The following is an 11,578-nucleotide window of genomic DNA, read 5'->3' on the forward strand; positions in this document are numbered from 1 at the left end:
CCAGCGGTTTCAACGGCGCATCGGCACAAAGTGATTCGGATAGCGTTACGACGAACCGGCACTGCGTCCTGAAGACAATCCAAACCCATCGATGAGAGCTTCGGTCGCTTCTGCCTGCGCGATCTGCTTTTGAATATCGATGAGACGGGCAAAAACTTCACCCGTTTCATCGCTATCAAGCGATGCTTCGACAGCGCGCAGTTCCCTATGTAGGGTGCGCGCGCGCTGATGCAAGTGAAGCGCCTGTTTTAAGGCTTCGCGAACATCATCTTCCGCAGCCTGTGCGGTCGCCGTCCATTCCCGTGTCCGACGCACCGTTGCTTCAAGCATTTCGATCAGCTCGCCATGACCGGCCGCGACCAGCGCCTTGCGCATGGCTAAGCCATCTTCCACACGAGCTGATGCGAGAACATCAAGCATTGCAAAATGCAACACCTTCAACGCGTCATGCTCAAGATCAAGAGCCGCGATCGCCTCGAAATCTTCCTCAATCAAACGCGGATGATTGAGCAGCATCAGGACAATGGCTGTTTCGCGCAAAGGCGCATTTCGCCCCTTCACCACATTAGACCGCGTCAGGCTGTCTGAAAAAGCAAGGCGTCCACCAAAGGCGGCTGCCCCTCCGCGACCGCCCTGCGCACCCCGGCCCTTGCCTTTGTCGCGATTGAAAGCATTTCCGCCATTGTTCTGCCGCCGCTGCCCGAAAAACGCCTGTGCCCGGTCGCGCATTTCCTGACTGTAATGACGTCGAATATCCTCATTTGCGATGCGATTGGTAATTTCGCGCAAGCGTGCTTCGAGCTCTGCACGGCGCTCCGGTGTATCAAACACGCCGCTTGCCGTTTCGCGCGTCCACACCAGATCGACCAGCGGCTTGGCATCCCGCAAAACAGCGTAAAACGCCGACGGACCTTCTGCCTTGACCACATCATCCGGGTCCTGGCCCTCCGGCAACATAGCAAAGCGCAGTGATTTTCCCGGCTGCAAACTCGGCAGACCAAGATCAGCCGCACGATGGGCTGCACGCACACCTGCGCCGTCACCGTCAAAACAAAGGATCGGTTCAGGACTAATGCGCCAAAGCAATTCAAGCTGCTCTTCGGTCAGCGCCGTTCCAAGCGGCGCCACAGCCTGATGAATGCCGGCCTGTGCAAGCGCAATCACATCCATATAGCCCTCAACCGCGATAATCGCCTTGGCCTCTTCGCCCCCCTGCGGCTGACAGGCTTTGCGCGCACGCAGCCCGTTATAAAGCACCCGCCCCTTATGAAAGAGCTCGGTTTCAGGTGAGTTCAGATATTTCGCAGGCGCATCGGCTGAAAGTGCACGGCCACCAAAGGCGATAATCCGCCCGCGCAAATCCTCAATCGGGAACATGATGCGGTCCCGGAAGCGGTCATAAGAAACAGCGATGCCTTCACCATGCACCACAAGACCACACGCCTCAATCTGATCTTTGGCGACGCCTTTGGAGGCCAAAAATTCTTTCAACGCATTGCGCGATTCGGGCGCATACCCAATACGGAATGTCTGCTGCGTTGCACTGGAAAGCCCACGGTCGCGCAAATAGGCACGCGCCTTCGCTCCGGCTGCAACCTGCAACTGGCTTTCAAAAAACTGCGCAGCCAATTCCATGACATCATAAAGCGTTGCGCGTTGTGCTTCGCGCTTTTCCATCTCCGGGTCACGCGCCGGCATCGGCACGCCCGCCATATCGGCAACGCGCTCAACTGCTTCCGGGAAACTTGCGCCCTCAAGCTCAGTCAGAAATTTGAAATGGTCACCGGTCACACCACAACCAAAGCAGTGATAACGCCCCTTGCGATCCTCGCAATGGAAACTCGGCGTCTTTTCTCCGTGGAACGGGCAGCAGCCCCAGAAATCACCTTTCGGCGGATTGCTCTTTTTCCGATCAAATGAAACGCGCGTTCCGATCAGCGTCGAAATCGGCACGCGATCTCTGATCTCATCAAGAAAGGAGGGCGGAAAACGCATTACGATTGTCACTTTCGGGTCAGATAAGCATGATATGCAGACTGAGATACATATAGGCCCGCACAATCATACAGTCCATCGCACACAAGCAGCCCTCCCCGCTAATCACATGCTGTAAAGCGGATAAGGATGATGATTGGACGTGGCCCCGGCATTCATAAAACTGTCATATACCTGTCACATTACAATAGGAACGCTTGATTTAAGGCCATTTCCAGCCCATATTCTTTCAAATAATCATTAGCCGGAACATATTTTTTCTCTTTTCGTTGCGTAAGCTTAACCCGACGAGTTTTCATTTTTCACCCCCAAGCCGAAAGGATTTTTCGTGAACGGTTCTCTGGTCCTTTTGCATCTTGCTGGTGCAGTCGCGCTCCTGCTTTGGGCGACGCGCATGGTGCGAACAGGAGTGGAGCGCGCCTATGGCGATCGTTTGCGCCGTCGTCTGCGCAACCAGATGCAAAATCCCCTGCTTTCAATTGCCTTTGGCCTTGCGCTGGCAATCGCCTTGCAAAGCTCGACCGCTGTAACGCTGCTGGTTGGCTCTTTCGTCGGGTCAGGCATTGTGAGCGGCGTCGCTGGCCTGATGGCCGTGCGCGGCGGCGAACTGGGATCGGCACTTGTCGTCAAAATTCTAAGCTATGACCTGACCCTGCTGGTACCGCTCTGCCTTGTTTCCGGCACTGCGATTTTCATGACCACCGAGCGACGGGATTGGCGACAGATTGGCCGCATTCTGGTGGGTATCGGGCTGCTCATCATGTCTTTGGAAATGACCGGGCAGGCAACGGAACCGCTTCGCCAAAGCGAGCTGCTGCCCATCATCGTCGATTATCTGTCCGGCGATCCGATAACCGCCTATCTTCTGGCAGCGCTCATGACATGGCTGTTTCATTCAAGTATCGCAGCCGTCATTCTGCTCACCACTTTCGCTTCACGCGGACTGATCGCGCCGGAACTGGCCGTGGTTATGGTACTGGGCGTCAATCTCGGCTCGTCAATCATCGCCCCCATCCTGACCCGAAATGCACCGCCGGAAACGCGCGTCGTGCCTCTTGGCAATCTGTTGATGCGCGGTGCGGGTTCGCTGGTGATCCTGATCCTGTTTGAGACATTCAAACCCTCGATTGGTTTTCTGGGCGGCGATCCGGTCTCGCAGGTCGTCAATGCGCATATTCTGTTCAACGTCATTGTCATGGTTGCAGGCATTCCGCTGTCGGGGCTGGTTCTGCGCGCCACCGACGCACTCGTCCACCTCAACGCTGACAAAAACGCACCCATTCAGCCGGTTGAATTCGAAGAATACAGTGCACTGGATATGGCGGTTCTCGACCGGCCCTCACAGGCACTTGCCAATGCAACACGTGAAGTCGTGGGCGTGTGTGACACGATTGAAGTGATGCTGCGCCGTATTATCGACCTTTATGAAAAGCCCGATCAGACACGCATCAATGAACTGGCAGCTCTTGATGACCGGGTTGATACAAAACATGCCGCGATCAAGCTTTATCTTACAAAAGTTGCAAGCAAGGATCTGGATGAATTTGAAGCGCTGCGCATGCAGGAACTGATGGGTGCCTGCGTCAAGCTTGAGCAGGTCGGCGACATCATCGTGCGCAACATGCTCGCACATGTGCAAAAGAAGATGGATCACAAGCTCGAATTCACCGAGGAAGGCTGGAAGGAACTCACCCACTTCCACGCCATGGTGCTCGCCAATGCGCATATGGCCTTTAATGTGATCGTCTCTCGCGACGGGCACACAGCCCGCCAGCTCGTGCAGGAAAAAGACAATCTGCGCGAACTGGAAAAGCAGACAAGCATGCGCCACTTCTCGCGCCTTCGCGATGGTTCGACCCGAAGCATCGAAACAAGTACGATTCATCTCGATACCATTCGCGATCTCAAGCAGATCAATTCACTGCTGGCATCAATGGCTTATCCGGTTCTTGAGGAACAGGGCCTGCTCAGCACCACGCGCCTGAAAACAGCGAAACAAGGCTCGTAACAGCAAGCATTAAAAATCGATCACCACAGAGGGTGCGCTGCGTCGCGCCTTTCCATGGTAGACGGCCTCAATGTTATTGCCATCGGGGTCGAGAACGAAAGCCGCATAGTAATCGGGATGATAAGGGCGCTCGCCAGGAGCACCGTTATCCTGCCCACCATTTTCCAGTGCAGCACGATAGAAAGCATCCACTGTTGCACGATCCTTTGCCTGAAAGGCCAAATGGTGGCGTCCTGTCAATACACCGAGTGCGGCCGGACTATCCGCCGACGACACAACAAGCTCGTCAGCCCAGAAGTAGCCGTCCGCCGTCGTTACAATAGGGATATCCAGCACCGCCAGAACAGCCGTGTAGAAATTCTGACTGGCCGTGATATCGCGGACAACAAGCTGAATATGGTCGATAAGCCGACCGCGATGCAGTTGCGTGGTTTCCATGGTCGTTCATCCGATTTTGGTTTGTTTGCGTCACAAAATGCCTGACGGGTGAACGACCAGAATGCTTCAGGAAGATAGTTCCGGCAATATAAAACGTTCGAAATATCGCCAATCCAAGGCAAGCAGACATGACCATTTGCATGCCCCGGCATTTCAGTTGAGGATCGAACCGCCGCTAGGCGGTTCTACGCATCTCACTGCAGCAGCGTTTTCACCAGCGCACTGGCTTTGGTGAAATCCATCTGTCCTGCATAGCGTTCTTTAAGAGCGGCCATAACCTTACCCATATCGCGCAGTCCCTGTGCACCAATATCGGCGATGACCGCCTCACAGGCCACCTTAACCTCGTCATCGCTCATCTGCGTTGGCAGAAAATCGCTGATGATCACGATTTCGGCACGCTCACCTTCGGCCAGTTCAATCCGATTGCCTTCTTCATAAATGCGTGCAGATTCTTCGCGCTGCTTGACCATCTTACCCAGAATGCCAAGCAGTTCTTCATCACCGACCGGATCTTTGCCTGCACCACGATTGGCAATATCACGATCCTTAACCGCAGCCATGATCAGACGCAGCGTCGACAAGCGAAGCTTATCCTGTGCCTTCATGGCATCGGTCATTGCCTGAGAAATCTCCTGGCGCAGCATATTATTCTCCTAATATCTGTAAAATGTTCAATTAGAACCGCTTCTAGTCCAAAAGCGGGGCCATAAGCAATCACACGTCTTAGGGCCTGTTAAGGATTAGGGATTGAAGCTGGGTATGACGGAATAGACCCAATCCCAAATTTTCGTAAAAAGCTTGCGTTCCTGCGATTGACCGCGCGTCCAAGTTTCTCTATTTGTCAGGGCTTAGCAGGACATCGGCATGTGCTCACGGCGGGAAGTTTCATCCCCGCTGTGTTTTGGCGCATATATGGCCCCGGAAACTCCATTTTTCAAGCTGCTCACAATGAGAGGTTGAAACTCGGATACATGCCGCATGACTGATAAACCAAAACGCGCGCCAGACGGCAAACGCGAAACCACGCAGGAGTGCACGCCATGACCGAAGCCCCATCGAAAACAGCACCCTGGACAATTGCAAAGCGAACCGCCGTTCTCGTACTTGCTGACGGCACCGTCATTGAAGGTCAGGGCCTTGGCGCAACGGGTGCGATTGAAGCAGAAGTTGTCTTCAACACTGCCCTCACCGGCTATGAAGAAATCCTGACCGATCCATCCTATGCCGGCCAGATCGTTACCTTCACCTTCCCACATATCGGCAATGTCGGCACCAATGCGGAAGATGTTGAAGACCTGACGCCCGCCAACCGCCACGGCGCAGTCGGTGCGATTTTCAAAGCGGACATCACCACCCCTTCCAATTTCCGCGCATCGGAAGACCTGAATACATGGCTTAAGAATCGCGGCGTCATTGCCCTTGCCGGCATCGATACCCGCGCCCTCACCGCCCTTATTCGTGAGCGCGGCGCGCAAAATGCCGTCATTGCGCATGACCCGGAAGGCAAGTTTGACATCGAAGCGCTGAAAACCCGTGCCGCCCAATGGAGCGGTCTTGAAAACCTCGATCTCGCCAAAGATGTCACCATCGGCCAGAGCCTAACATGGGATCAGACACCATGGGTGCTGGGTGAAGGGTATGGCGAACAGTCTGATGTACAATACCATGTCGTCGCCCTCGACTTCGGCGTGAAGCGCAACATTCTGCGTCTGCTTTCAGGCCTCGGTGCGAAGGTCACCGTTCTGCCTGCAACGGCCAGCGCAGAAGATGTGCTTGCCTATAACCCGGATGGTATCTTCCTTTCAAATGGCCCCGGCGATCCAGCGGCAACCGGCAGCTATGCCGTGCCAACCATCCAAAAGCTGGTTGATAGCGGCTTGCCGGTTTTTGGCATTTGCCTCGGCCACCAGATGCTGGCACTGGCGCTTGGTGCCAAGACTGAAAAGATGCATCAGGGCCACCATGGGGCAAACCATCCGGTCAAGGATTACACCACCGGCAAGGTTGAGATCGTATCGATGAACCACGGCTTTGCCGTTGATTCCGACAGCCTGCCGGACCATGTGGAAGAAACCCATGTGTCACTTTTCGACGGCACCAATTGCGGCCTGCGCGTCATCGGCAAGCCTGTGTTCTCCGTACAGCATCACCCGGAAGCCTCTCCCGGCCCGCAGGACAGCCACTATCTGTTCCGTCGGTTCATTAATCTGATCCGCGAGAAAAAGGGCGAAGCACTCCTGCCGGAACGCGAACAGGCTGCGTGAATCAATACCTGAGAGCACCGAAGTAAGACTTTGTTAAGAAATGAAAAAGCCGGGATTTGATCCCGGCTTTTTCTTTGTCTGCATGCAGCTTTAATTTCAGACATCACCGCTGAATGTATCGCAGGAATCAATCTTGCCGCTATCAAAGCCGCGCTGGAACCACTTGGCGCGCTGCGCAGACGTGCCGTGATTGAAGCTTTCCGGCACCACATAACCCTGAGAGCGCTTTTGCAGTGTGTCGTCGCCGATCTGGTGGGCCGCATTGATTGCTTCTTCGAGATCACCCGCCTCCAGAATACCCTTCTGGTTGGTGTAATATCCCCAGACACCGGCAAAACAATCGGCCTGCAATTCGACCCGAACCGACATCTGATTGGCCTGCGCCTCGTTCATCTGCTGACGCATCTGATTGAAGCGCGGCAGAATGCCGAGCAGGTTCTGAACGTGATGCCCAACCTCATGCGCAATCACGTAGGCATTGGCGAAATCACCAGATGCGCCGAATTTGGTCGCGAGCTCGTTGAAAAATGTGAGGTCCAGATAAAGCTTGCGATCACCGGGGCAATAGAACGGCCCCGAAGCCGATGAAGCCATGCCGCAGGCAGAGCGCACACCATCCGAAAATAGAACCATGGTCGGCGGCGTGTAGGTCTGTCCGCGCGACTGGAAAATACCGCTCCAGGTATCTTCGGTTTCAGCAAGAATCGTCCGGGCAAATTGGGTTGCCTCATCATTGGCAACCTTACCGCCACTGCTCTGCTGGCTCGTTTGCGTGGACTGAATACTGCCATCGCCAAAAAGGAATGGCATCGGATCAATGCCGATCGCACGCAACACAAAGAACAGCACGACAAGAATAACAATGCCGGAAATACCGCCGCCCCGCATAATGCGAAAACCTGGCCCGCCGCCCATGCCACCGCCACTAAAGCCGCCACCGCCGCCTTGTTGTCCACGAACATCTTCAACATTATCGCTTTGTCTACGGCCTTGCCAACGCATGGACCAACTCCCCTTCACCGTGCCAGCCCATGAGAGGGCAGCACCAATCTATTACTGGCAATTGTCGCACAAACTCTTGGCACAGCAACATAAAAAGTAAATGAGCAGGAATCACAAACAAAGACGCAACTGCAACAAACGCATCAATGGGCGACCATAACAGGCGTCATCGCCAGGAAGTTTTGGTCAATGCCCGCATTTTCTTTTAAATAAGGGCATTTGTGGGGTTCCGCTTTGGATCATCATTGCCTATAAGGCCCACTTAGCCCACAGAATATACCTCTGCCAACCCGCCGGAAAACCGTGCGGGCTTTTCTGGCAGGCTAAGAACAAGGATACGCCCCCATGCCGAAACGTACAGATATCAAATCGATCCTGATCATCGGCGCGGGCCCCATTGTTATCGGTCAGGCATGCGAGTTCGATTATTCGGGCACACAGGCCTGTAAGGCATTGAAAGAGGAAGGCTACCGCATCATCCTCGTCAATTCCAATCCGGCAACGATCATGACCGATCCTGATCTGGCCGATGCGACGTATATTGAGCCGATCACACCCGAAGTCGTTGCTAAAATCATCGCCAAGGAGCGCCCGGATGCGCTTCTGCCGACCATGGGCGGACAGACGGCACTCAACACGGCATTGTCGCTCCGCCGTATGGGCGTTCTTGAGCGCTACAATGTTGAAATGATCGGCGCAAACGCAGAAGCGATCGATAAGGCAGAAGACCGCGCACTTTTCCGCGAAGCCATGGAAAAGATCGGCCTCGATACCCCGACGTCGATGCTCGCCAATGCGACCGAAATCAAGGACGAAGATCGCAAGCGCCACGAAATGAAGCGCAACGAAGTCAAGGCGCAATATTCAGGCGACGATCTGGATAAGGCACTCGATAAGCTTGAAACTGAATGGCAGCTTGGCGAAGTCGAGCGCAAGCAGCGCTATATGAGCCATGCGCTGGCCAAAGCTGCACAGGCGATGGATGTTGTCGGCCTTCCGGCGATTATCCGCCCAAGCTTTACGCTTGGTGGCACCGGCGGTGGTATTGCTTACAACCGTCAGGAATTTTTTGAAATCATCGAGCGCGGCCTTGATGCATCGCCAACCACTGAAGTGCTGATCGAAGAATCGGTTCTTGGCTGGAAGGAATATGAAATGGAAGTGGTCCGCGACAAGGCGGATAACTGCATCATCATCTGCTCAATCGAAAACCTCGACCCAATGGGCGTGCACACCGGCGATTCCATTACCGTTGCCCCTGCCCTGACGCTGACCGACAAAGAATACCAGATCATGCGCAACGCCTCGATTGCGGTGCTGCGTGAGATCGGCGTTGAAACAGGCGGCTCCAACGTCCAGTTCGCGATCAACCCGGCCAATGGCCGCATGATCGTCATCGAAATGAACCCACGCGTCTCGCGTTCATCGGCGCTGGCTTCCAAGGCAACCGGCTTCCCGATTGCCAAGGTCGCAGCCAAACTTGCGGTTGGCTACACGCTGGACGAACTCGACAACGACATCACCGGCGGCGCAACGCCTGCATCGTTTGAACCATCGATTGACTATGTCGTCACCAAAATCCCGCGCTTCGCGTTTGAAAAATTCCCCGGCTCATCGCCAATCCTGACCACCGCCATGAAGTCGGTCGGCGAAGTCATGGCGATTGGCCGTACTTTCCAGGAAAGCTTGCAGAAGGCGCTGCGCGGCCTTGAAACCGGCCTGACGGGCCTGGATGAAATCGCTATCCCGAACATCGAGGAAGGCGACGAAAAGAACGCAATCCGTGCAGCCATTGGCACACCAACACCAGACCGTCTTCGCATGGTCGCTCAGGCCATGCGCCTCGGCCTCAGCACAGAGCAGATCCATGACGTATCGAAGATCGATCCATGGTTCCTTGAGCAGATCGAAGGCATCGTTAATACCGAGGCCCGTATTCGCGAACATGGCCTGCCACAGGACACGGAAAATCTGCGTATGTTGAAGGCGATGGGCTTCTCCGATGCGCGCCTTGCAAGCCTGATTGGCAAAGATGCCGAAGACGTTGCCAAGCTGCGCAATGATCTCGACGTGCATCCGGTTTATAAGCGCATCGACACTTGTGCTGCGGAATTCGCTTCGCCAACCGCTTATATGTACTCGACCTATGAAACGCCTTTTGTTGGCCAGCCACGCTCAGAAGCCGAAGTTTCGGATCGCAAAAAGGTCGTCATTCTCGGCGGGGGTCCAAACCGTATCGGCCAGGGCATTGAGTTCGATTATTGCTGCTGCCATGCGGCCTTCGCGCTCAACGATGCCGATTACGAAGCCATCATGATCAACTGCAACCCGGAAACCGTTTCGACCGACTATGACACGTCGGACCGTCTCTATTTCGAACCCTTGACGGCAGAAGACGTGCTGGAAATCCTGCGCGTCGAACAGGAAAAAGGCACACTGCATGGCGTCATTGTGCAGTTTGGTGGCCAAACACCGCTCAAGCTCGCAAATGCACTTGAAAAGGCCGGCATTCCAATCCTGGGCACTTCGCCCGACGCAATCGATCTTGCAGAAGATCGCGACCGCTTCCAGAAGCTGCTCATCAAGCTGGGTCTCAATCAGCCGAAGAACGGCATCGCCTATTCGGTTGAACAGGCACGCCTGATTGCAGCAGACCTTGGTTTCCCGCTGGTTGTGCGCCCATCTTATGTTCTGGGTGGCCGCGCCATGCAGATCATTCACGATGAACGCAGCCTGCAAGCCTATCTGCTCGACACGGTTCCAGAACTGGTACCGGAAGACATCAAGGCCAAATATCCAAACGACAAGACCGGCCAGATCAACACGCTGCTCGGCAAGAACCCGCTCCTGTTCGATACCTACCTGACACAGGCAATCGAAGTGGATGTGGATTGCCTCTGCGATGGCAAGGACAGTTTTGTTTCCGGCATCATGGAGCACATCGAAGAAGCTGGTATTCACTCGGGTGACTCTGCCTGTTCGCTGCCGGTCCATACGCTTTCGCCAGAGATCGTCACCGAACTCGAACGCCAGACAGCATTGCTCGCCAAGGCGCTCAATGTTGGCGGCCTGATGAACGTGCAGTTCGCGATCAAGGACGGCGAAATCTTCATTCTTGAAGTGAACCCGCGCGCTTCGCGTACTGTGCCATTTGTCGCCAAGACCATCGGCACACCGATTGCCAAGGTTGCAGCCCGCATCATGGCCGGTGAGAACCTTGAAGAAGCGCTCGGCGCATATGGTGGCAAGCCAAAGACTCCTTCGCGTCCGCATATTGCGGTCAAGGAAGCCGTGTTCCCATTTGCCCGCTTCCCTGGCGTTGACACGCTGCTCGGGCCTGAAATGCGTTCAACCGGCGAAGTCATGGGCCTCGACTATGATTACGCGCTGGCCTTTGCCAAGGCGCAGCTCGGTGCAGGTGTTGAACTGCCCCGCGAGGGCACGGTTTTTGTATCGGTGCGTGACGAAGACAAGGAACGTGTTCTTGGTCCGGTGCGCAAACTGGCAAACATCGGCTTTAAGGTTATGGCAACCGGTGGCACGCAGAAGTTCCTCGAAGAGAATGGCGTAGAAGCGACCAAGATCAACAAGGTTATTGAGGGCCGCCCACACGTTGAAGACGCAATCCGCAATCGCCAGATTCACCTAGTCTTCAACACGACCGACAGCGCAAGTGCGGTTTCTGACAGCAAGTCGATCCGCCGCGCAACGCTGATGCAAAAACTGCCATATTACACAACTATGGCTGGTGCAGATTCGGCCGCAGACGCGATTGCAGCGCTTAAGGCTGGCTCAATGGAAGTCCGTCCGCTTCAGGATTACTTCCGCACATAAGCACGGCTTGCAGAAGAAAAAGGCCGCAGATGAA

At 54.9% G+C, this 11,578-nt stretch carries 7 protein-coding genes; 3 read left to right on the top strand and 4 right to left on the bottom strand.

From position 1 onward, the window contains the following. Positions 1 to 45 precede the first annotated feature (45 nt). On the bottom strand, positions 46 to 1,995 hold the full coding sequence (gene dnaG, locus ABE530_RS05945) for a DNA primase (protein ID WP_499693950.1): 1,950 nt from the start codon (positions 1,993 to 1,995) through the stop codon (positions 46 to 48). 328 nt (positions 1,996 to 2,323) lie between these two features. Here dnaG and ABE530_RS05950 point away from each other — a divergent pair, with 328 nt between their 5' ends. Then, positions 2,324 to 4,003, top strand: coding sequence for a Na/Pi cotransporter family protein (locus ABE530_RS05950; protein ID WP_396998374.1), 1,680 nt, complete (start codon positions 2,324 to 2,326; stop codon positions 4,001 to 4,003). 9 nt (positions 4,004 to 4,012) lie between these two features. On the opposite strand, the gene ABE530_RS05955 is transcribed toward ABE530_RS05950, so the two are convergent. After that, positions 4,013 to 4,441, bottom strand: coding sequence for a VOC family protein (locus tag ABE530_RS05955; RefSeq protein WP_499693951.1), 429 nt, complete (start codon positions 4,439 to 4,441; stop codon positions 4,013 to 4,015). Positions 4,442 to 4,635: 194 nt separating this feature from the next. Then, positions 4,636 to 5,088: a GatB/YqeY domain-containing protein gene (locus tag ABE530_RS05960; RefSeq protein WP_499693952.1), complete on the bottom strand. Its 453-nt coding sequence runs from the start codon at positions 5,086 to 5,088 to the stop codon at positions 4,636 to 4,638. 396 nt (positions 5,089 to 5,484) lie between these two features. On the opposite strand from ABE530_RS05960, the gene carA reads away from it, so the two are divergent. Next, a complete protein-coding gene (carA, locus tag ABE530_RS05965; RefSeq protein WP_396998370.1) occupies positions 5,485 to 6,708 on the top strand; it encodes a glutamine-hydrolyzing carbamoyl-phosphate synthase small subunit in 1,224 nt (407 codons plus the stop codon). A gap of 96 nt (positions 6,709 to 6,804) precedes the next feature. On the opposite strand, the gene ypfJ is transcribed toward carA, so the two are convergent. Then, complete coding sequence (gene ypfJ, locus ABE530_RS05970; RefSeq protein WP_265985523.1) at positions 6,805 to 7,710, bottom strand: KPN_02809 family neutral zinc metallopeptidase; 906 nt, start codon at positions 7,708 to 7,710, stop codon at positions 6,805 to 6,807. A gap of 345 nt (positions 7,711 to 8,055) precedes the next feature. Here ypfJ and carB point away from each other — a divergent pair, with 345 nt between their 5' ends. Then, the gene (carB, locus tag ABE530_RS05975; RefSeq protein WP_265985524.1) at positions 8,056 to 11,544 is read left to right on the top strand and encodes a carbamoyl-phosphate synthase large subunit; all 3,489 of its coding nucleotides are present in this window, start codon (positions 8,056 to 8,058) and stop codon (positions 11,542 to 11,544) included. Positions 11,545 to 11,578 lie beyond the last annotated feature (34 nt).

Origin of the sequence: Brucella sp. TWI559 (assembly GCF_039674265.1) — a bacterium.
In the GTDB taxonomy this organism is placed as follows: domain Bacteria; phylum Pseudomonadota; class Alphaproteobacteria; order Rhizobiales; family Rhizobiaceae; genus Brucella; species Brucella chromiisoli.

Bases quoted from the DNA above. Each gene is read 5' to 3' on its own strand.
- dnaG (WP_499693950.1), bottom strand. From the start codon at position 1,995: ATGCGTTTTCCGCCCTCCTTTCTTGATGAGATCAGAGATCGCGTGCCG.
- ABE530_RS05955 (WP_499693951.1), bottom strand. From the start codon at position 4,441: ATGGAAACCACGCAACTGCATCGCGGTCGGCTTATCGACCATATTCAG.
- ABE530_RS05960 (WP_499693952.1), bottom strand. From the start codon at position 5,088: ATGCTGCGCCAGGAGATTTCTCAGGCAATGACCGATGCCATGAAGGCA.
- carA (WP_396998370.1), top strand. From the start codon at position 5,485: ATGACCGAAGCCCCATCGAAAACAGCACCCTGGACAATTGCAAAGCGA.
- ypfJ (WP_265985523.1), bottom strand. From the start codon at position 7,710: ATGCGTTGGCAAGGCCGTAGACAAAGCGATAATGTTGAAGATGTTCGT.
- carB (WP_265985524.1), top strand. From the start codon at position 8,056: ATGCCGAAACGTACAGATATCAAATCGATCCTGATCATCGGCGCGGGC.